22 protein-coding genes are annotated in these 20,083 nt (G+C 56.7%); all 22 read left to right on the top strand.

All coding sequences use genetic code 11. The annotated features are described in order from the left end of the window. The first annotated feature begins 1 nt into the window (after window position 1). The 22 genes from flhF (at window position 2) to ispG (ending at window position 19,922) form a co-directional block, all read left to right on the top strand. A complete protein-coding gene (gene flhF, locus KDN35_RS07480) occupies window positions 2-1,294 on the top strand; it encodes a flagellar biosynthesis GTPase FlhF (RefSeq protein ID WP_349290960.1) in 1,293 nt (430 codons plus the stop codon). A gap of 5 nt (window positions 1,295-1,299) precedes the next feature. Further along, on the top strand, window positions 1,300-2,166 hold the full coding sequence (locus KDN35_RS07475) for a MinD/ParA family protein (RefSeq protein ID WP_171564654.1): 867 nt from the start codon (window positions 1,300-1,302) through the stop codon (window positions 2,164-2,166). 29 nt (window positions 2,167-2,195) lie between these two features. Then, entirely contained in the window at window positions 2,196-3,377 is a 1,182-nt protein-coding gene (locus tag KDN35_RS07470) for a protein-glutamate methylesterase/protein-glutamine glutaminase (protein WP_212132460.1), read from the top strand. A 20-nt stretch (window positions 3,378-3,397) separates the two neighbouring features. After that, window positions 3,398-5,443 carry a chemotaxis protein CheA gene (locus KDN35_RS07465; protein WP_171564656.1) on the top strand — a complete coding sequence of 682 codons (2,046 nt, stop codon included), beginning with the start codon at window positions 3,398-3,400 and terminating at the stop codon, window positions 5,441-5,443. 15 nt (window positions 5,444-5,458) lie between these two features. Then, a complete protein-coding gene (locus KDN35_RS07460; RefSeq protein WP_212132459.1) occupies window positions 5,459-5,935 on the top strand; it encodes a chemotaxis protein CheW in 477 nt (158 codons plus the stop codon). Window positions 5,936-5,940: 5 nt separating this feature from the next. Then, the gene (locus tag KDN35_RS07455) at window positions 5,941-6,567 is read left to right on the top strand and encodes a chemotaxis protein CheC (protein WP_171564658.1); all 627 of its coding nucleotides are present in this window, start codon (window positions 5,941-5,943) and stop codon (window positions 6,565-6,567) included. Further along, on the top strand, window positions 6,554-7,039 hold the full coding sequence (locus KDN35_RS07450; protein WP_171564659.1) for a chemotaxis protein CheD: 486 nt from the start codon (window positions 6,554-6,556) through the stop codon (window positions 7,037-7,039). The genes KDN35_RS07455 and KDN35_RS07450 overlap by 14 nt, the downstream gene beginning before the upstream one ends. A 2-nt stretch (window positions 7,040-7,041) precedes the next feature. Further along, window positions 7,042-7,407, top strand: a complete 366-nt coding sequence (locus KDN35_RS07445) for a hypothetical protein (protein ID WP_171564660.1) — start codon at window positions 7,042-7,044, stop codon at window positions 7,405-7,407. A gap of 17 nt (window positions 7,408-7,424) precedes the next feature. After that, on the top strand, window positions 7,425-8,213 hold the full coding sequence (locus KDN35_RS07440; protein WP_171564661.1) for a FliA/WhiG family RNA polymerase sigma factor: 789 nt from the start codon (window positions 7,425-7,427) through the stop codon (window positions 8,211-8,213). Between the two features lie 62 nt (window positions 8,214-8,275). Further along, entirely contained in the window at window positions 8,276-9,694 is a 1,419-nt protein-coding gene (locus KDN35_RS07435; RefSeq protein WP_171564662.1) for a DUF342 domain-containing protein, read from the top strand. A gap of 40 nt (window positions 9,695-9,734) precedes the next feature. Beyond that, a complete protein-coding gene (locus KDN35_RS07430) occupies window positions 9,735-10,073 on the top strand; it encodes a hypothetical protein (protein WP_212132458.1) in 339 nt (112 codons plus the stop codon). Window positions 10,074-10,153: 80 nt separating this feature from the next. Next, window positions 10,154-10,612: a DUF6115 domain-containing protein gene (locus KDN35_RS07425; protein ID WP_171564664.1), complete on the top strand. Its 459-nt coding sequence runs from the start codon at window positions 10,154-10,156 to the stop codon at window positions 10,610-10,612. Next, on the top strand, window positions 10,605-11,225 hold the full coding sequence (locus tag KDN35_RS07420; protein WP_212132457.1) for a DNA polymerase III subunit gamma/tau: 621 nt from the start codon (window positions 10,605-10,607) through the stop codon (window positions 11,223-11,225). Before KDN35_RS07425 ends, KDN35_RS07420 begins: the two co-directional genes overlap by 8 nt. A gap of 289 nt (window positions 11,226-11,514) precedes the next feature. Next, the gene (rpsB, locus tag KDN35_RS07415) at window positions 11,515-12,225 is read left to right on the top strand and encodes a 30S ribosomal protein S2 (protein WP_029098978.1); all 711 of its coding nucleotides are present in this window, start codon (window positions 11,515-11,517) and stop codon (window positions 12,223-12,225) included. Between the two features lie 98 nt (window positions 12,226-12,323). Next, complete coding sequence (tsf, locus tag KDN35_RS07410; protein WP_171564666.1) at window positions 12,324-13,211, top strand: translation elongation factor Ts; 888 nt, start codon at window positions 12,324-12,326, stop codon at window positions 13,209-13,211. A 175-nt stretch (window positions 13,212-13,386) separates the two neighbouring features. After that, the gene (gene pyrH, locus KDN35_RS07405) at window positions 13,387-14,112 is read left to right on the top strand and encodes a UMP kinase (RefSeq protein WP_171564667.1); all 726 of its coding nucleotides are present in this window, start codon (window positions 13,387-13,389) and stop codon (window positions 14,110-14,112) included. Further along, the gene (frr, locus tag KDN35_RS07400) at window positions 14,112-14,669 is read left to right on the top strand and encodes a ribosome recycling factor (protein ID WP_171564668.1); all 558 of its coding nucleotides are present in this window, start codon (window positions 14,112-14,114) and stop codon (window positions 14,667-14,669) included. Before pyrH ends, frr begins: the two co-directional genes overlap by 1 nt. Before the next feature lie 64 nt (window positions 14,670-14,733). After that, window positions 14,734-15,504: an isoprenyl transferase gene (locus KDN35_RS07395; protein ID WP_212132456.1), complete on the top strand. Its 771-nt coding sequence runs from the start codon at window positions 14,734-14,736 to the stop codon at window positions 15,502-15,504. 18 nt (window positions 15,505-15,522) lie between these two features. Beyond that, complete coding sequence (locus KDN35_RS07390; RefSeq protein WP_171564670.1) at window positions 15,523-16,308, top strand: phosphatidate cytidylyltransferase; 786 nt, start codon at window positions 15,523-15,525, stop codon at window positions 16,306-16,308. 41 nt (window positions 16,309-16,349) lie between these two features. Beyond that, window positions 16,350-17,504, top strand: a complete 1,155-nt coding sequence (locus KDN35_RS07385; protein ID WP_212132488.1) for a 1-deoxy-D-xylulose-5-phosphate reductoisomerase — start codon at window positions 16,350-16,352, stop codon at window positions 17,502-17,504. Window positions 17,505-17,542: 38 nt separating this feature from the next. Continuing rightward, window positions 17,543-18,802 (top strand): RIP metalloprotease RseP, encoded by a 1,260-nt coding sequence (gene rseP, locus KDN35_RS07380; protein WP_212132455.1) that lies wholly within the window; start codon window positions 17,543-17,545, stop codon window positions 18,800-18,802. Between the two features lie 37 nt (window positions 18,803-18,839). Beyond that, window positions 18,840-19,922 carry a flavodoxin-dependent (E)-4-hydroxy-3-methylbut-2-enyl-diphosphate synthase gene (gene ispG / locus KDN35_RS07375; RefSeq protein ID WP_171564672.1) on the top strand — a complete coding sequence of 361 codons (1,083 nt, stop codon included), beginning with the start codon at window positions 18,840-18,842 and terminating at the stop codon, window positions 19,920-19,922. The last annotated feature ends 161 nt before the right edge of the window (window positions 19,923-20,083 follow it).

The following is a 20,083-nucleotide window of genomic DNA, read 5'->3' as shown; positions in this document are numbered from 1 at the left end:
AGTGAAGCGCTACGTTGTCGATTCCATGCCGGACGCCCTGGAGAAAATCCGGATTGACCTGGGGAAGGACGCCATCATCCTCAACTCCAAGCCGATCCGAACTGGTGGACTGTTCGGATTGTTCACAAAGCAGCGGATCGAAGTGGTGGCCGCCGTTGATGACAAAGGGGCCGAGCGGGCAGCGAGCGCCTCTCCCGCCAGCCAGCCGGCCCCCTCTGCCTTGCCGCAGACAGGCAGCTACGCCGCCAAGCAGGCCTATCAAAAAGCGGCGACGGTGACTGCTGGACAGGCGACAGCAGAATCAGAGCCTCCCGGCACCGATACCCGGCTGACGCATGAAGCGACGGCTGACTCCGCTCGTCAGGCTGCCTCCCGTCCCGACCACTCGCAGGCAAAGCGAGCCCCTTCCATGGCAGCTGATGCCGACAGCAAGCAGTTGGCGGACGAAGTGCGGGATATGCGGCAGGTCTTTGACAAGCTGTTGGTCAACGGCCTCAGCAGCCAACTGCCGCCTGCAATCCAGGCGGTTCAGGCGCATCTCGTCAGGCAGGAGGTCGCAGAAGAGGTGACGGCGGACATCATCCGCCAGGTGCTCCTGCACGGTGAGCCGTCTGCTCAGTGGACGGAAGAAGAGGCGAAGCGAGCCGCTGCGCGGATTATCGCTGAACGGGTGGAACAGGCATCGCCTATGCCGTCACGAATCGAGTCTGGCGTCAGGTACGCTTTCTTTTTTGGGCCAACCGGGGTGGGAAAAACCACCACCATTGCCAAACTGGCGGCAGACAGCATGCTGAAAGACAAGCGGCGGATCGGATTCATCACGGCGGACACGTACCGAATTGCCGCCGTCGAGCAGTTGAAGACGTACGCCAACATCTTGAACGTGCCGCTTGAAGTGATCTTCTCGCCAAAAGAAATCGTCCAGGCGATGGAGCGGTTGAGCGGATGCGATCTGATTTTTGTCGATACGGCCGGCCGCAATTTCCGCAACGACGAATACGTGCAGGGAATTCGGGAGCTGTTGCGGCATGATGCGGACTGCCTCAATTTCCTGGTGCTCAGTCTGACCGCCAAGTACAGCGACATCAAGGCGATCATCCGCAACTTTGATGACGTGCCCGTTTCCAGGGTGATCTTTACGAAGGCGGATGAGACGGAAGCGTACGGGGCGATGTTGAATGTGGCATATGAGACCAGTCTTCCCTTCTCGTACATCACGACAGGTCAAAACGTCCCGGACGACATCGTGGCCGCCACCCCTGCATTGGTAGCCAACATGATCATGGGAGATTAACGCACATGCACGACCAAGCCGAACGACTGCGCGCACGCATGCAACAGAACAACGTCTCCCGGCAGACCCGGCTGATTACGGTCACCAGCGGCAAAGGGGGCGTCGGCAAGTCCAACTTCAGCCTCAACTTTGCCCTCGGCCTGCAAGAAAAGGGACACAAACCAATCCTGTTCGACCTCGATCTGGGATTGGCCAATCTGGATGTGCTGATGGGGATATCGCCCAAGCGGCATTTGCTGCATCTGCTGGAGCCGGACATGACCGTATGGGACATCATGGAAAGGGGACCGGGCGAGCTGGATTTTATCGCCGGCGGGTCCGGCTTTGCCAAGCTCTTGCAGTTGGACGACGCCAAACTTGACCTGCTGTTTGCCCGTCTGCAGCCGCTGCAGGGCTATGCGGACACGATCATCTTTGACACCGGTGCGGGCATCTCCAACGAATCGCTGCGGTTCATGCTGTCGTCCGACGAGGTGATTCTCGTTACGACACCGGAGCCGACGGCGATCACCGATGCCTACGCCGTGATCAAGATGCTTCACTTCTACAATCCCCGCACGACGATCCGGCTGGTGGTCAACCGCGTCACTTCCGCCCGGGAAGGGACGATGACCGCCCAAAAGCTGGTGATGGTGGCCAAACGGTTTCTCAACATGGACGTCCATCCGTTGGGATTTGTACTGGACGACCCTCACGTTTCCAAAGCGGTGAAACTGCAGCGGCCCTTTTTGCTTGCCTTTCCGCACGCGCAGGCGTCTAGGGATATCCGTCATCTTTCGGCCGTCTACCTGGGAAAAGAGGCGGGGGGAAGGCAGTCTCTTCCGGCTGGGATCGGAGGCTTTTTGCAGAAGCTGAGACGCTTTATTCGGTAGGCAACAGGAGAAGGAAGGAGCAGCAGCGGATGAACAAGATTCGAGTTCTCGTCACCGACGATTCTGCCTTTATGCGTAAAGTCATCACAGACATCTTACATAGCGATCCTGACATTGAAGTGGTTGACCGAGCCAAGAACGGACTCGAATGTCTTGAAAAAGTAAAGCAGCTCCATCCCGATGTCGTTACGCTCGACATTGAAATGCCGGTCATGAACGGGCTGGATGCGCTGGAGCGTCTGATGAACGAACACCCCGTCCCGGTCGTGATGCTCAGCAGTCTGACCAGGGAAGGGGCGGAAGCGACGATCCACGCGCTGGAACTGGGCGCGGTAGACTTCGTGACCAAACCGTCCGGTCCCATTTCGCTCGATCTGCACAAAGTGGCCGAACGGCTGATCGAAAGGGTGAAAGCGGCGGCACAGGTGAACGGGCGTCTGCGAAGACCGCTGGGCAGGCCCGGCACCACGTTCCCTATGCGCTCACCTTTGTTCAAGCAAAAGACAGCGTGGACGCTGCCAGCCCAACCGGGCACAGGCACACCGGGTCGTACGGCTTCGGGCACCAGCCATCCGGGAACGGCTGATTCCCGTGTTACGCCGCCGGCGGCTGCAATCCCGCGCCGAGCGTCAGCCGTCTCCAAGCTGGTTGTACTGGGGACGTCCACCGGGGGGCCAAAAGCGCTGCAAACGGTGTTGACCGCCCTCCCGTCCAACTTTCCGGCGCCGATTCTCATCGTCCAACACATGCCGGCCGGTTTTACCAAATCGCTCGCGCAGCGGCTGGATTCGCTTTGCGCCATCCATGTGACGGAAGCAACAGACGGAGAATGGATACAGCCAGGGACGGCGTATATCGCGCCAGGCGGCTTTCATCTGGAAGTGGTTCAGGTGAGCGGTGGGGGATTGAAAACACGACTGCAACAAGAAGAACCGCGGGGTGGACACCGTCCTTCCGTTGACGTTCTGTTTGAATCGGCCAGCCGATTGACAAATGTAGACAAATGGGCAATCATCATGACAGGCATGGGAAATGATGGGACAAAAGGCCTGGGCCGAATGAGAGAGGCGGGACGCGTGATCAGCATTGTCGAAGACGAGTCGACATGTGTCGTTTTCGGAATGCCGCGGGCTGCCATTCAGGCGGGCCTTGCCGACAACATCGTTCCTTTGGACCGGATAGCCGAAACGTTGTGTAAGCTGTTGCATTGATTATGGGAGGTGGATCACCCGTGGACATGAATCAATACCTGGACATGTTTATCGAAGAGTCAAAGGAACACCTGCAGGCGATCAACGCCAATTTGCTCCTGTTGGAGAATGATCCGGAGAACATCCAGATCGTCAACGAAATCTTCCGTTCCGCCCATACGCTGAAGGGAATGTCGGCCACCATGGGGTTTGAGGACATGGCAAGCCTCACGCATGAGACGGAAAACGTGTTGGACATGATCCGCAACCACAAGCTGACAATTACCAGCGATATCATGGACGTCATCTTTCAGAGCGTCGATTTGATCGAGAGCATGGTGATGAACATCATGGAAGGCGGCGACGGTTCCGCAGATGTTTCCACTCTGGTGAAAAAGCTGCGTGCCATCGTGGCGGGCGATTTTTCCGCTGTGGAGACGGCTGCGGTGGTGGAGGCTGCCCCCGCCGGAAATGAAGCTGCCGGATCAGAGAGGCAGTACGACCTGGACGAGTTTGCCCTCACCGTTTTGAAGCAGTCCAAGGACGTGGGCCACAATCTGTTCTGGATCAAGGTGACGCTTGACGAAGGATGCGTGCTGAAGGCGGCCCGCGCCTACATGGTGTTTGATCAGCTGGAGTCGATGGGCGACGTGATCAAGTCGACGCCGGCGGTGGAAGAGATTGAGAACGAACGGTTTGACCGCTCGTTTGAACTGGTGTACGTCACGATGCAGCCGGCCGACAAGATCCGCCAAACCATCACCAACATTTCAGAAATCAGCGATGTGGAGCTGGAGCCGCTGCAGTTGCAAGAACCGGCTGCCAAAGCCGAGCAGGAAGTAAAGCAGGCGAAAGAGCAGGCGGCAGCCAGTGCAGCGCCGGCGGTTGAGAAAAAACCGGACGCACCGGCAGGCGGTATGAAAAAGGTGTCCGCCGGGGGCAAGACGATTCGCGTGGATATCGAGCGGCTGGATGTGCTGATGAACCTGTTCAGCGAGCTGGTGATTGACAGGGGACGGCTGGAGCAGTTGGCACGCGAGATCGGCAAGAGCGAACTGCAGGAGACCGTCGAACACATGAGCCGCATCAGCGGCGACCTGCAGAACATCATTCTGACCATGCGTATGGTGCCGGTTGAGCAGGTCTTTAACCGCTTCCCGCGGATGGTGCGCGATTTGGCGAAAGAATTAAACAAAAAAGTAAATTTGGAAATTTATGGAGCGGAAACTGAGCTGGACCGCACCGTGATCGACGAGATCGGAGACCCGTTGGTGCACCTCCTGCGCAATTCGCTCGACCATGGCATCGAATCGCCGGAGGAACGGAAAAAGGCGGGCAAGCCGGAAGAGGGGACCATCTGCCTTCGCGCGTACCACAGCGGTAACCACGTCTTCATCGAGGTGAAGGACGACGGGGCCGGCATCAACAAGGAGAAGGTCCTGAAAAAAGCGATCGAGCGGGGCATCGTCAATCCCGCCAATGCCGACAGCATGACGGACAAGCAGATTTTCGAGCTGCTGTTTGCATCCGGTCTGAGCACGGCTGAGGTCATCTCTGACATCTCCGGCCGAGGAGTCGGCCTGGATGTAGTGAAGTCCAAAATTGAATCGCTGGGCGGCAGCGTCAGCGTTGACTCCGTCCGCGGCCAGGGCACCACGTTCCTCATCCAGCTTCCGCTCACCCTGTCCATTATCTCGGCGATGCTGGTACAGGTGCAAAACGAGAAGTACGCTGTTCCGCTCAGCTCGATCATCGAGACCGCTGTATTCCGCAAAGATGAGATCATGATGGCGCATCAGCAGCAGGTGATCGATTTCCGCGGCAGGGTGGTTCCCCTCGTCTCGCTGAAGGACATCTTCCAGGTGCCCGACGCAGGAGTGGGCAGTGAGGACGAAGTGGCCGTCGTAATCGTTCGCAAGGGAGAAAAAATGGCCGGCCTGGTGGTCGATTCCTTCATCGGTCAGCAGGAGATTGTGCTGAAATCACTGGGCAAATACCTGGTGAACGTCTTTGCCATCTCCGGTGCGACGATCCTCGGCGACGGACAGGTTGCACTGATTATCGATTGCAACGCACTGATCAAGTAAAGGGAGGCGCAGCCCATGCTGGAGCAAAAAGAAATCACAGGCGAAGTAAAAGTCATTGTTTTTCGGTTGAAAGACGAAGAGTACGGCGTTGAGGTGAACCAGGTCAAGTCGATTGAAAAATTGGAGCATATCACGCGAGTTCCGCGCACGCCCAAGTTTGTCAAAGGGGTCATCAACCTGCGCGGCGTGGTGACGCCGATCATTGACCTGCGCAGCCGTTTCGGCCTGGAGGAGACAGCCTACGGCGAATCGACCCGGATCATCATCGTAGGGGTGGGTGAGCTGGAAGTGGGGCTGATCGTCGACGCGGCCAACGACGTGATCGACATCCCGATCGATGCCATCGAGCCGCCGCCGGAAGTGGTCGGCGGCGTGGAAGCGGCATATCTGCGGGGTGTGGCCAAGCTGGAGAAACGCCTCCTGATCCTGCTCAACCTCGACAAGGTGTTGAGCAACGAAGAAATCAGGCAATTGGACGCGCTTGAGGGATAAGTGCGATGAATTACTTTGCCAAGTTTGGAGACTTTCAATTCGACGTGCTGCGCGAGGTGGGCAACATTGGCGCCGGCCATGCCGCTACGGCACTCTCCAAGCTCATACAAAAAGAAATTGACATGAATGTGCCGAAGGTCAGTGTGATCCCGTTTGATGAGGTGGCCGATTGTGTCGGCGGTTCCGAGGCGATTGTCGTGACGGTGTACCTTCGCGTGGAAGGGGATTGCCCCGGCAACATGTTCTTTATCCTGGACATGGAGTCCGCACGCAGCCTGCTGCGGCAGATGACAGGTGCGGATAAGGACGTGTACGAATGGACCGATTTCGAGTATTCCGCCCTGCACGAAATCGGCAATATCCTGACCGGGTCGTATCTGTCGTCGCTGGCCGACTTCACCAATCTGAGCATGCAGCCTTCCGTGCCGGCGCTGGCCATCGACATGGCCGGAGCGATCCTCAGCCACGGGTTGATCGAGCTCGGGCATACGGGTGACGTCGCCCTGACGATAGACACCGCCTTTTTTGAAGGAAACGATCGGGTGAAAGGCCACTTTTTTCTGATACCGGACCCGGATTCGTTGAAAACACTATTTGATTCATTAGGAGTTCCGTTCGATGGAGATCATTAGAATCGGCATGGCAGACTTGGGCGTGGCAAAATCTCCGGACCGGTTGCGCACGACTGGATTGGGATCGTGCGTCGGAGTTGTGCTGTATGACGTCGTGCACAAGGTGGGCGGAATGGCCCATGTGATGCTGCCTGAATCGTCTTTGGGAAAAGGCGGGCAGATCACGGTGGGGAAATACGCGGATACGGCGATTCCCCGATTGATTCAGGAGATGGAGCGGGCAGGCGCGTCGGTCCGCCACATGGTGGCCAAGATGGCGGGCGGCGCGCAGATGTTCGCGGCTTTGGGCAACTGCGATACGATGCGGATTGGTCCGCGCAACGTAGAGGCCTGCAAGAAGGCGCTCCAATCCGCGCAGATCAGGATTGTGGCTGAGGATACTGGCGGCAATTGCGGAAGGACGATCGAATTCGACACGTCTACGGGCATTCTCCAGATTCGGACCGTAAATCAAGGTGTGAAGGAAGTATAGGTATGTGGGGAACCATTTGGCTGAACACAGGAATCGGTTTGCTCGGCTTCGTCATGACGCTGGCCACGGCGTTGGGAGGAAACACCTGGCTTGTCTCGCTGGAGCGGGCCTTTATGGCTTTCATTCTCTTTTTTCTCGTGGCGTTTCCCCTGCGCTGGCTGCTGGCAAGGGTCATGGATACATCGGAGGCCGCCACGGGCAAGGCTGCAGCGGAAGAAACGGATGCCTCACCGGAGAGCGGGGAACAGCGGACCGCTTTGGACGATGAACCGTTTACGCCGCTGAACACAAACCAGATCGACCGAATTGCACCAGTTCAAGATCCCGCTGTCGTTGCGGATGTTGTCAGGCGGTTAACTGATGAGTAAAGGTTGGTGACTGATTCGTGGCACGGCTTACCAATCAGGAGAAGGCAAGACAGTTCGATAAATGGGTGATGTGGAAGCAGGAAGGCAGTCGCGAGGCGGAGGAGGACCTGGTGAACCAGTACCTCCCGCTCGTCGACAAGGTTGCCAGTCGTTTGGCTGGCAACCTGCCGGCCAATGTGGACAAGGACGATCTGATCAGTTACGGCCGCTTTGGCCTGCTGGATGCGCTGGCCAAGTTTGACCATACGCGCGGTCTGCAATTTGAGACCTACGCGATGTGGCGCATTCGCGGCGCAATGATTGATGGACTGCGGGAAAACGACTGGATTCCGCGGACAATTCGGGACAAGGCCAAGAAGATCGAAGAGGCCTATTCCTACCTGGAACAGGAGAAGCTCCGCACGCCCACTGAAGGGGAAGTGTCCCAGTATCTGGGCATCTCCGAGAAGGAACTGCGCCAGGTTCACTACGAGACCTCGCTGGCATCGATGATCTCCATTGATGAAGCGGTCGGCGAAGAAGACGAACAAAAGACCGCACGTCATTCCTATATCATCGATGAAGTGACGCCCAGTCCGGAATACGTGGCGGAAACCGCCGGGTTGAAGGAGGTTTTGGTCGGCGTCATCGACAAGCTGCCGGAAAAAGAACGGTTGGTCGTCTCGCTGTTCTACTTTGAAGAACTGTCTTTGTCAGAGATTGCCGAAGTGATGAATCTCTCTCCGTCCCGCATCTCGCAGCTTCATTCCAAAGCGATTTCCCGCATGCGCTCAGCTCTGTCGCGATGGAAATCGCAGTTGATGTAGGACTGGACAGGAGTGGGGATTGCAGAAAGAGAGCAATCCATGGTTTTGAGGGGGCAATAAAGATGGAAGAGACAGGGAACATCAGACTGGAAGTGAACATCTCTCCCGACAAGCTGGAGGCAAGGGTCACGTTGGTCGTCCCCGACGAGGGGCGGGGTGGCCCTATCCTCATTACGGAAAAAGACGTGCGTGATGCCCTGCACGCGAAAAATGTGACATACGGCGTATTAGACAGCGTCATCAGCGAACTGGTCGGCAATCCTGACAAATTCGCCAATGTTCCGGTCACCGTCGCCCGCGGCACACCGCCGGTTCCCGGGCTCGACGGAAAAATCGAGTATCCATTTCTGACGCTGCTGCATGGCGACAAACGGCCCAAAGAGTTGGATGACGGGCGAGTGGATTACTACAGCATCACCAATATTCCCAACGTGGCCAAAGGACAGTTGCTGGCTGCCAAGACGCCGCCAACACCTGGGACGCCGGGTACGGCCGTGACAGGCGAGCCCATTGCGCCGAAGGACGGCAGGGAAGTCATGATCAAGCCGGGAAAAAACGTGGTGATGAATCAGGAACGGACGCTGCTCTACGCCGCCATCGACGGCCAGGTGTCGTTTACGGAGAACGACAAGGTGAATGTCTTTCCCGTGTTTGAAGTGAACGGAGATGTAGACTTTCGCGTCGGCAACATCGACTTCGTGGGAACGGTGGTCATTCGCGGGAACGTCCCGACCGGGTTCAGGGTAAAGGCGTCCGGCGATATCCGCGTGTTCGGCAGCGTGGAGGGAGCTGAGCTGGAGGCAGGGGGCTCGATCGAAATTCGCAACGGCATCGTCGCTCAGGACAAGGGACATGTGGTGGCCGGCTACAATGTAAAGACATCCTATATCCAGAACGCGAACGTCACCGCCGGCAATCAGGTGCTGGTGTCGCAGAGCATCATGTTTTCCCAGGTCCGGGCCGGAAAGCAGATCATCTGCAACGGAACCAAGGGGTTTATCATCGGCGGCCTGCTGCAGGCGGGGGAAAAGATCGCGGCTCGCGTCATCGGCAATGCAAGCGCGACCCCGACCATACTGGAAGTGGGCGTCAAACCGGAGCTCAGAAAGGAACTGTCTTCGATCACCAAGGAACTGCAAAACGTGTACGAAAATTTACGCAAAACGGATCAGGGGCTGGGCGTCCTCAATCAAATGCTGCAGGCCGCCGGCGAACTGCCTCCGGAAAAACGAACGATGCAGATCAAGCTGACCAATACGCGTCTCGTGCTGGAGAAAGAGGTAAAGAAACTGGAGGCGCGAAAAAAAGAACTGGAACAGGAATTGGAAGGGGACGCGCCGGCTGCCGTGGAAGTGTACAACCTGATGTATCCCGGTATCAAGCTGGTGTTTGGCAAACTGGTGCGCTTCATCAAACAGGAGTTCTCCCGTACCCGGTTTATCGCGCTGGAGGGGGAAATCACCACTTCCCATCTCATCTGACGCAGCATGATGGGAAACGGGTTGAAGGAGTTGAGTCCGGATGAGTTTGAAAGCGGTTGAATGGCAGGTGTCAGTGCCGCGGAGCCCGGAGATCGGCCGCATTCAGGAACATGATCAGCAGAGGACCGTGCACCAGCAGCAGTGGCAGACGGATGACCGAAAACTGACGGATCAGCAGATGCGCCAGCGCCCCACTGACGTCAACGAGACGGAAAAAAACATGATTCGGGAACGAGAGCAACAGCAAAAGCGAAAAAAGCAAGCCGATTCCGGCGCGGAACTAAACGAAGCGAAGGATGGGACGGATCAGGGCAGTACGTCGGACGGCGTGCTGATGCGTGATCCGCTGCGCGGAAGGTTTATCGACATCTCATTGTAAACATCCGAGACAAGATGGGAGCACAGGTGACTTCAATGGATCTTCCTTATTATATTCTGATGGGTGCAGGAGCGCTGATTATGGCAGCGGCGTTCCTGAGCAAACGGAAACAGACGGCCGCCTCTGTTGAAACCGCGCCGAACGAGGCGTGGGACAAGGCTGACATGGAAAAAAGCCTGCAGCGGTTTCTGAACCAAATCAGGCACGAACAGAAAGCGACGGAAGGCAGATGGACGCAAGCACATGCGGAACTCGCGAAAGAGGTGGCGGAACTGAAGCAGCACTTGGCCCGTATGGAAAGCGAATGGTCCGCATGGAGCGCTGCGGGACAAGCAGCTGATGCAGAGGCTCCGCGTACAAGTGAAGCGGTAGCAGCCGATGTGTTTGCTCTTCAGGAGCGCTATCGGCGCGTTTTTGAACTGCGGCAGGAGGGATTGTCCTCCGATGAAATCGCCAAAAGGCTGGGAGCCGGGCAGGGCGAGATCGAATTGATTCTCTCGCTGGCCGGTTCTCATGAGCGAGGGAAGGCCGATGAGTAAGCGTGAATGGTTGTTTGGGTTTGGCGCCGGCCTGTTTGTGGCATCGGCCGTTCTGGGAGCGGTGCAACATGCTGCTCCTGCCTCTTCTGCTTCGCTGACCAAGGAACAGGTAAAGCAGGCGGCTGAGGCTTTGCAGATGGTGATCCTGTCCAAAGCCGAGTACGACCGCTTGCGACAGGAGCAGAACGTCTCGCTTCCGTCTGCGGCGTCGCCGAAGCAGCCGCAGACACCCTCTGTAACGGCACCGACACAGCCCAAAACGCAATCGCCTCGACCACCTGAGGACAACAGCGGGCCGCAGCCGCCGTCCACACCCGCCCCGGCTGCTGCCGGTGATTCGTCCAAACCGGGCGGGAACACCGCCAATTCCACTCCGTCGGCACCGAAGCCGCCTGCAGCGACCGTCACGGTTCAGGTCCCGTACAGGGCCACCGCCGAAGGTGTCGCCCGCTCGATGGTGGAAGCGGGTGTTCTCAAGGCCGACAACACACTGGTGGAGACGCTGCGCGCACAGAACAAACTGAACCGGATTCGCGTCGGGACCTATCAGATCCCGGTAGGTGCAAGCGAAGCGGAGATCGTCCGGATTATCACTACACCGCCTGCGAAGTAAGGCGGTGTTTTTTTGGGGGACAGGCCGCCGTCTGCCATCCCGTTTGCGCGCGGCCCGGGCCGGTGCCCGGCGGGCGAATGACGCCTCGAACAGGAGAGGAACAATTTTGCAAAAAACAAAGGAATCGTTTGTTGCATTTGAAAGTGCCATATGATATATTCATTAACGGTGTTGAATTCGCACGTCCACCAATTCCGACAACGGTGCTGCCAATCGGCAGTCTTGTCCGGAAGATGCGGTGAGGCGGAGGTAGGCATCGCTAAAAACCAATCTGAAGGAGGTGTGAAATATGGCAGTTATTTCGATGAAACAGCTGCTCGAGGCTGGTGTTCACTTCGGTCACCAAACTCGTCGCTGGAATCCGAAAATGGCTCGCTATATCTTCACCGAACGCAATGGTATCTACATTATCGACCTGCAAAAAACCGTTAAGAAAGTAGAGGAAGCGTACAACTTCGTGCGTGAACTCGCTGCAAACGGCGGCAAAATGCTCTTCGTGGGCACGAAGAAGCAAGCGCAGGAATCCGTGAAAGAAGAAGCGGAACGCACTGGTCACTACTACATCAACCAACGTTGGTTGGGCGGCACGCTGACCAACTTCGCTACCATCAAAAAACGTACAGCTCGTCTGGCTGAGCTGAACCGCATGGAAGAAGACGGCACCTTCGACGTACTGCCGAAGAAAGAAGTTATCGTGCTGCGCAAGGAAAAAGAGCGCCTGGAGAAATTCCTCGGCGGTATCGCGAACATGGAAGAACTGCCGGACGCCCTGTTCGTCATCGACCCGCGCAAAGAGCGCATCGCTGTAGCGGAAGCTCGCAAGCTGGGCATCCCGATCGTGGCGATTGTCGATACCAACTGCGATCCGGACGAAATCGACTACGTCATTCCGGGTAACGACGACGCGATCCGCGCCGTGAAACTGCTCACCTCCAAAATGGCTGACGCTCTGCTGGAAGGCAGCCAAGGCGGAGAACAACAAACCACAACAACTGCGTAAGCAAGTGTTAAGAGGGTGGACTGAGGGTTTCAGAACCCCGTCCACCCTTTATTCACCACTATATACTTAGCTCGTCATTTTTCAAGGAGGTTCAACTCATGGCAATCAGTGCACAAGCGGTGAAAGAACTGCGCGAACGCACCGGCGCAGGCATGATGGACTGCAAACGCGCCCTGGAAGAAACCAACGGCGACATGGAAAAGGCGATTGACCTGCTGCGTGAGCGCGGCATCGCCAAAGCAGCGAAAAAAGCGGGCCGCATCGCTGCGGAAGGGCTTACCTCCTACGCGATTGAGGGCAACGTGGCTGCGATCGTGGAAGTTAACTGCGAGACCGACTTCGTGGCGAAAAACCCTGAGTTCCAAACGCTGGTAAAAGACATTGCCGAGCACGTTGTAACACAACGTCCGGCCAGCGTGGAAGCTGCTCTGGAACAGCCGTTTAAAGGCAATGGCGATAAACTCTCCCAAGTGATCAGCGAGAAGATCGCCACCATCGGTGAAAACATCACCTTCCGCCGCTTCTCCATTCTGGAGAAATCCGACAACGGCGTGTTCGGCGCATACCTGCACATGGGCGGTAAAATCGGTGTTCTGGTAGCGCTGGAAGGCACCAAGGACGAAGTGTTGGCAAAAGATCTGGGCATGCACGCTGCTGCATCCAACCCGCGTTATGCCAACCGTGAAGAGGTATCTCAAGAAGAGATCGAACGCGAGCGCGAAGTATTGAAGAACCAGGCACTGGCTGAAGGCAAACCGGCCAACATTGTGGAGAAAATGGTGGAAGGCCGCCTCGGCAAGTTCTTCGAAGAGTTCGTCATGGTTGAACAACCATTCGTGAAAGATCCGGACAAGAAAGTATCCGCTCTCTTGAAAGAGGCAGGCGCTACGCTGAAGGCATTTGTCCGCTTCCAAGTAGGCGAAGGCATCGAGAAAAAACAGGAAGACTTCGCTGCGGAAGTAATGGCGCAAGTGAATAAACAGTAACAATCGAAATAGGGAACACCTGTGTGTTCCCTATTTTGTAAGAGGTTTGGCAAAAGAGAGTTTCACGCGATCTTGTGTGAAACTCTCATCCGCGTAAAAAGAACCAGCCGCCGGCAGGTGCCGGAAGGAATCCGGTGCCGGACAGAGAATGAATCATGAATGGAGGCCGTTTCACATGCCACTTCCTGCCTATAAACGGGTTGTGTTAAAGTTGAGTGGGGAAGCTCTGGCGGGAGAATTAGGGTACGGGATCGACCCGAAAGTGATTTTCTCCATCGCTAATCAGATCAAGGAAATTGTAGAATTGGGTGTACAAGTCGCAGTCGTTGTCGGTGGAGGCAATATCTGGCGCGGACTTTCCGGCAGCTCCAAAGGCATGGATCGGGCCACTGCCGATTACATGGGCATGCTGGCAACGGTCATGAACTCGCTCGCCCTGCAGGATGGATTGGAAAAAGTGAACGTCCCGACTCGCGTACAAACGTCGATTGAAATGAGACAGGTGGCAGAACCGTACATACGCCGCCGGGCGATCCGCCATCTGGAGAAAAAACGGGTCGTGATTTTTGCGGCAGGCACGGGCAATCCGTATTTCTCCACGGATACAACGGCAGCCCTGCGTGCAGCGGAAATCGAGGCCGAAGTGATTTTGATGGCGAAAAACAAGGTGGACGGCGTCTACTCCGCCGACCCCAGCATCGATCCTGCAGCGGTCAAGTATGATGAACTGACGTTCCTCGAGGTGCTCAACAAGGGATTGGGCGTCATGGATTCGACGGCGTCCAGCCTGTGCATGGACAACAACATTCCGTTGATTGTCTTCAACATTTCCGAAGAAGGCAACATTCGCCGTGCCGTAATGGGCGAAAAGATCGGTACACTGGTGAAGGGGGAATCATAATGCCGCAAACCGTGCTGAAAGACATGGAAGAACGCATGAACAAAGCGATTGCCACGCTGAAGAAAGACCTTGCCAGCCTGCGTGCCGGCCGTGCCAATCCGGCGATGCTGGACAAGATCACTGTGGATTACTACGGCACACCGACGCCGATCAGCCAGCTGGCCAACATCAGCGTACCGGAGCCGCGCATGCTGACGATCCAGCCGTGGGACAAATCGGCCCTGAAAGAAATCGATCGCGCAATTCAGCAGTCTGATCTGGGGCTGACGCCTTCCAATGACGGGACCATCATCCGGATCGTCATCCCGCCGCTGACGGAAGAGCGCCGCAAAGAGCTGGTGAAAGTGGCAAACAAGAGCGGTGAGGAAGCGAAAGTAGCGATCCGCAATATCCGCCGCGACGCCAACGAAGAGATCAAGAAGCTGGAAAAGGGCGGCACCATTTCCGAAGACGAGTCCCGCCGTCATCAGGAATCTGTCCAAAAGACCACGGACAAGTTCATCGCGGAAGTGGACAAGATCATCAAGGAAAAAGAGAAGGACATTCTCGAAGTGTAAGCCAGGTATCCCCCTCTGTTGAGGGGGATGTATGTCTATATCTCTCATTGCGGGGGAACACTTTATGTTAGAACATCTGGCGCGCAAGTGGTCGCGCAAGGCACAACAGGCAAACACAACTGAACTGGACCTGTCCGGCCAGATTCCGCATCACGTGGCGGTGATCATGGACGGCAACGGCCGATGGGCCAAAAAGCGCAATTTGCCCCGAGTGGCCGGCCATCGGGCAGGGATGAAAACGGTGAAGGAAGTCGTCAAGGCAGCCGACGAGATTGGCGTACAGTATTTGACGATGTACGCGTTTTCCACCGAGAACTGGAAACGGCCGCGGGACGAAGTGGATTTTCTCATGAGACTTCCCCAGGAGTTTCTGTCGACTGAATTGGAAGAATTGGTTGAACGCAACGTGCGGGTGCGGATGGTCGGCAGCCGGGAGCAGCTGCCGCCGTATACGATTCAGGCGCTGGAAACGGCGGAACAGAGAACGCGCAATAACACCGGCCTGCAGTTGAACTTCGCACTCAATTACGGAGCGCGCAAGGAAATTGTTGAAGCCGTAAAGGATATTGCAGCCCGTCTGCAGGCGGGTGAAATCGACCTGGAACAATTGAATGAAGATGTCATTTCCCGGCATCTCTACACGAGCGAAATCCCTGATCCGGATCTGTTGATCCGCACCAGCGGAGAAATTCGTCTGAGCAACTTCATGTTGTGGCAGTTGGCCTATACGGAATTGTGGTTTACCGAGGTGCTGTGGCCTGATTTTACCCGGGAACATTTCTATCAGGCAATTGTGGAATACCAGGGCCGAGCTCGACGCTACGGGGCGGTTTAAGCCGAGAGGTGGAATCAGTTGAAGCAGCGGATCATTACAGGCCTCATTGGTGGGGCAATCTTCCTGTTCCTCGTCTATCTGGGGAACATGTGGTATTCATTCCTGGTGTTGTTATTGGCCGTCATGGGCCTTTTTGAATTTTTGCGGATGGCGGGACTGCAGCCGTTCAGCACGGCGGGTGTGCTCGCTTATGCGTTGATGGTCAGCATCGTCTGGCCGGCGCTTTCGTTTTCAGCCGGGACCGGTGTTGTTATACCGAATTTGGTGCTGCCAGTCACGCTGCTGCTGCTGGTTTATTCCGTTTTGCGAAAAAACCAGTTTCACATTGAACACGCCGCCCTTACGCTGATAGGGGCGTTATACATAGGCTACGGATTTACTTACATGGCCGCCGTGCGCAACCTCCCGGACGGCTTGATGCTGACGATGCTGGTCATCCTGGGCATCTGGGCGTCCGATTCTGGTGCCTATTTCATCGGCAAGGCCGTGGGCCGGCGAAAACTTTGGCCGGCCATCAGTCCGAACAAAACCGTAGAGGGATCGTTTGGCGGACTGCTCGCTGCGGTCGCAGTCGTGCTGGGCCTCAATGCCGCTTTTGGGCATCTTCCCTTCGGACAGGCTGTGGCCATTGCCGTGGTGGCGGCCGTGGCCGGACAGTTGGGGGATTTGGTAGAATCGGCGATCAAACGCCACTTTGGCGTCAAGGACTCCGGCAGTATCCTGCCTGGCCACGGCGGCGTTCTCGATCGCTGCGACAGTTGGATTATGGTCTTTCCCGTCTTGTATCTGCTAGGCATTGTCTAAATGCGAACGCCATATAGAAAGAGATATAGAGGGTGAAACGATTGAAACGCATATCGCTCTTGGGCTCTACCGGGTCGATCGGCATTAGCACGTTGGACGTAGTGGCCCAGCATCCGGAGGAATTTTCGATAGTGGCCTTGGCGGCAGGGAACAATATAGAACGGTTGGCGGAGCAGGTGAAGCAATTCAAGCCCGAGCTGGTCTCCGTTGGCAGTGAAAAAGCGGTAGGCGAACTAATGGAGCTGCTCGGCAGCGACCATCGTCCGGAGATCGTCTGCGGAACAGACGGATTGGAGCTGGCTGCCCGTCATCCGGACGCAGATGTCGTCGTGACGGCCGTGGTCGGGAGTGTGGGAGTAGCGCCAACGCTGGCCGCGATCAAGGCGGGAAAAGCGATCGCCTTGGCCAACAAGGAGACGCTTGTCAGCGCCGGTCACCTGGTCATGAAAGCTGCGCGCGAACGGGGCGTGCCAATCATCCCGGTAGACAGCGAGCATTCCGCCGTGTTTCAAGCGCTCCAGGGGGAGCGCCGGGAGGACGTAGCCCGTATCATCCTGACGGCTTCCGGCGGCTCGTTCCGTCATCTGAGCCGGGAGGAACTGGCCCACGTGACGGTCGCCGAAGCGCTGAACCACCCCAATTGGAGCATGGGCGCCAAGATCACCGTTGATTCCGCCAGCATGATGAACAAAGGGTTTGAAGTGATCGAAGCCCATTGGCTGTTTGACATGCCGTACGACCAGATCGACTGCATCCTGCACTATGAAAGCATTATTCACTCTATGGTAGAATATAAGGACCGGGCTGTCATGGCTCAACTGGGCACCCCGGACATGCGCGTTCCGATTCAGTACGCGCTCAGCTACCCGAAGCGCATGCCGCTGATGACAGAGCCGCTTGATCTGGTGAAGTGCGGAACCCTGCATTTTGCACCGATGGATTTTGTCCGTTATCCTCTGTTACAATTGGCATATGAGTGCGGAAAACAAGGCGGCACCCATCCCGCCGTCCTCAACGCAGCCAATGAGGTTGCCGTTGCGCGCTTCCTCCAGGGCGAGATCGGCTTCCTGGAGATTGAACGCATCGTGCAGGAAACCTGCGAAATCCATAAAGGAATCAGCCAGCCCTCCCTGGAGGAGATCATGGATGCCGACGAGTGGGCCCGCAATCAGGCGCGATCCCTGTCTGCACGATAATGAAGCTTGACGATAACGTAATGAAAGGTGGCTTTCCCTTGCCTTTTCCCAATCTGGATTCGATCGAATCGATTCTCGCGATCATCATCGTGTTTGGCGTACTCGTGTTTGTGCATGAATTGGGCCATTTCCTGCTGGCCAAACGGGCCGGCATTCTCTGCCGGGAGTTTGCGCTTGGCATGGGGCCGAAAATCTTCAGCATAAAACGGGGAGAAACGGAATACACACTGCGCTTGCTGCCAATCGGGGGAATGGTGCGCATGGCCGGTGAAGATCCGGAGCTGGATATCCTCAAGCCGCACATGGAAGTGAGCGTGGAACGGGATGCAGTGGGAAAAGTGACGCGCATTCTGCTGGACAAAACGGACAGCGGCAGCGTGAACGGGACGATCGTCCGCTATGATTTGGAACACCAACTGACGCTCACCTTGAACGTGGACGGGGAGGAGCAGACGTTCTCCGTACACCCGCAGGCTCACTTGGTCAAGGACGGGCAGGAGGTGCAGATTGCGCCATACAACCGGCAGTTCAGGGGGAAGACGGTCTCTGAGCGCTTCCTGGCTATCTTTGCCGGTCCGGCGGCCAACTTTTTGCTTGCCTTTCTCCTGTTTGTGGCGATCGGACTGTCCTACGGGGTCCCCAGCAACGTGCCGTACCTGGGCGAAGTAAGGCCAGGCGGCCCCGCAGCACAGGCGGGCCTGATGCAGGGAGACCGGGTGATCGCCATTCAGGGGCAGCCGGTATCTACATGGAAGGAAATCGTGCAGATCGTCAGCCAGTCCCCCGACAAGGAACTGCTGTTTGACATCGAGCGGAACGGACAGCGCAAAAGCGTAAAAGTCCGCATCTACAACGACAACAACGTCGGCAAGATCATGGTGACGCAGACGCTGACGTACGCGCCTGGCGAGGTGCTGAAGTACGGAGCCGTCTCCACGTACGAGTTTACCGCGATGATTCTGAAAAGCTTGGGGATGCTGTTTACCGGCGCCGTCGGGTTGAACGACCTGAGCGGACCGGTGGGAATCTTCAAGATGACGGGCGAATTTGCCCAGCAGGGATTGGCGGTCCTGCTGAAGTGGGCAGCGGTGCTGTCCATCAATCTGGGCTTGTTTAACCTCTTGCCGCTGCCGGCACTGGACGGAGGACGGCTGGCGTTTTTGCTGGTGGAAGCTTTGCGCGGCCGGCCGGTCGATCCGCACAAGGAAGGCATGGTGCATTTTCTCGGCTTTGCTTTCCTGATGCTGTTGATCCTGGTCGTGACCTGGAACGATTTGCAACGCTTGTTTTTGCAGTGACGTGTAATCACCGACACAAACAAAAGGATGGTGCTCTATGTACAAGCGCGAGGAGACGAAACCGGTATATGTTGGAGGCGTACAGATCGGCGGACAAAAAAGCGTCGTGATCCAGTCGATGACGACGGCGGACACCCGCGACGTGGAAGCCACGCTGGCACAAATCCAGCGGCTGTATGAAGCCGGCTGCCAAGTCGTCCGCCTGGCGGTGATCAACGAAGACGCGGCGCGCGCCATCAAGGCAATCAAGGAACGCTCCCCGCTTCCGCTCGTCGCCGACATCCATTTTGATTACCGTCTGGCGCTGATCGCCTTGGAAAGCGGCATCGACAAGATTCGCATCAACCCCGGTAACATCGGCTCCAAGGAAAAAACGAAAGCGGTCGTCGAGGCGTGTCGGGAGCGCAACGTTCCGATTCGCATCGGTGTCAACTCCGGTTCCGTGGAAAAACGGCTGTTGGAAAAGTACGGGTATCCGTCACCGGAAGCGATTGTGGAGAGCGCCATGGACCACGTCCACATTCTGGAAGACCTGAACTACGACAACATCGTCATCTCCCTGAAGTCGTCTGACGTGCCGACGATGATTCAGACCTATTCGCTGATGGCGGAGAAGCGCAACTATCCGCTTCACGTCGGCGTTACCGAAGCAGGGACGCAGTTTTCTGGCAGCATCAAGTCGGCGGTCGGCATCGGCACTGTGCTGTCGATGGGCATCGGGGATACGATTCGGGTCTCGTTGACGGCTGACCCGGTCGAGGAGATCAAGGTGGCGAAACAGATTCTCCGCAGCCTGGACATCGTCAACAACGACCCGGTGGTGATTGCCTGCCCGTCGTGTGGACGCTGTGCGATTGACCTGATCGGGTTGGCCACCAGGGTGGAGGATGCCGTTTCCACGCTGAAGGTACCGCTGAAAATTGCCGTCATGGGTTGTGCCGTCAACGGTCCCGGCGAGGCCCGCGAAGCGGATGTGGGCGTCGCCGGGGGCAATGGCGAAGGACTGATTTTCCGCAACGGGGAGATTGTGCGGAAAGTGAAGGAAACGGAACTGTTCGAAGAGCTGATGAAAGAAATTCACGAATTGGTGGAAGAGCGGAAATCTGCCACGGTTGGATAAGAACACGTTCTAACCGGTGACAAACCCACGTGCATAGCGGCGGCCCCTTGCGAGCGGGCGGAGGAAACACCCGCTGCGAGGCTCCCCAGGCACGTGGGTTTGCTTTGCGAAAAAAGTTTGACGACGCAGTTGTGCGATGCATGAAGGAGGACAAGCGTGTG

This window comes from Brevibacillus sp. NL20B1 (genome assembly GCF_018195675.1).
Lineage (GTDB): Bacteria > Bacillota > Bacilli > Brevibacillales > Brevibacillaceae > Brevibacillus > Brevibacillus aydinogluensis.
The sequence above is the reverse complement of the archived record's forward strand: the minus strand, read 5'-3'. Positions and strand labels throughout refer to the sequence as shown.

Excerpts from the sequence above, each read along its gene's own strand:
- KDN35_RS07475 (WP_171564654.1), top strand. The coding sequence starts at position 1,300 with ATGCACGACCAAGCCGAACGACTGCGCGCACGCATGCAACAGAACAAC.
- KDN35_RS07470 (WP_212132460.1), top strand. The coding sequence starts at position 2,196 with ATGAACAAGATTCGAGTTCTCGTCACCGACGATTCTGCCTTTATGCGT.
- KDN35_RS07460 (WP_212132459.1), top strand. The coding sequence starts at position 5,459 with ATGCTGGAGCAAAAAGAAATCACAGGCGAAGTAAAAGTCATTGTTTTT.
- KDN35_RS07455 (WP_171564658.1), top strand. The coding sequence starts at position 5,941 with ATGAATTACTTTGCCAAGTTTGGAGACTTTCAATTCGACGTGCTGCGC.
- KDN35_RS07450 (WP_171564659.1), top strand. The coding sequence starts at position 6,554 with ATGGAGATCATTAGAATCGGCATGGCAGACTTGGGCGTGGCAAAATCT.
- KDN35_RS07445 (WP_171564660.1), top strand. The coding sequence starts at position 7,042 with ATGTGGGGAACCATTTGGCTGAACACAGGAATCGGTTTGCTCGGCTTC.
- KDN35_RS07435 (WP_171564662.1), top strand. The coding sequence starts at position 8,276 with ATGGAAGAGACAGGGAACATCAGACTGGAAGTGAACATCTCTCCCGAC.
- KDN35_RS07430 (WP_212132458.1), top strand. The coding sequence starts at position 9,735 with ATGAGTTTGAAAGCGGTTGAATGGCAGGTGTCAGTGCCGCGGAGCCCG.
- KDN35_RS07425 (WP_171564664.1), top strand. The coding sequence starts at position 10,154 with ATGGCAGCGGCGTTCCTGAGCAAACGGAAACAGACGGCCGCCTCTGTT.
- KDN35_RS07420 (WP_212132457.1), top strand. The coding sequence starts at position 10,605 with ATGAGTAAGCGTGAATGGTTGTTTGGGTTTGGCGCCGGCCTGTTTGTG.
- rpsB (WP_029098978.1), top strand. The coding sequence starts at position 11,515 with ATGGCAGTTATTTCGATGAAACAGCTGCTCGAGGCTGGTGTTCACTTC.
- tsf (WP_171564666.1), top strand. The coding sequence starts at position 12,324 with ATGGCAATCAGTGCACAAGCGGTGAAAGAACTGCGCGAACGCACCGGC.
- pyrH (WP_171564667.1), top strand. The coding sequence starts at position 13,387 with ATGCCACTTCCTGCCTATAAACGGGTTGTGTTAAAGTTGAGTGGGGAA.
- frr (WP_171564668.1), top strand. The coding sequence starts at position 14,112 with ATGCCGCAAACCGTGCTGAAAGACATGGAAGAACGCATGAACAAAGCG.
- KDN35_RS07395 (WP_212132456.1), top strand. The coding sequence starts at position 14,734 with ATGTTAGAACATCTGGCGCGCAAGTGGTCGCGCAAGGCACAACAGGCA.
- ispG (WP_171564672.1), top strand. The coding sequence starts at position 18,840 with ATGTACAAGCGCGAGGAGACGAAACCGGTATATGTTGGAGGCGTACAG.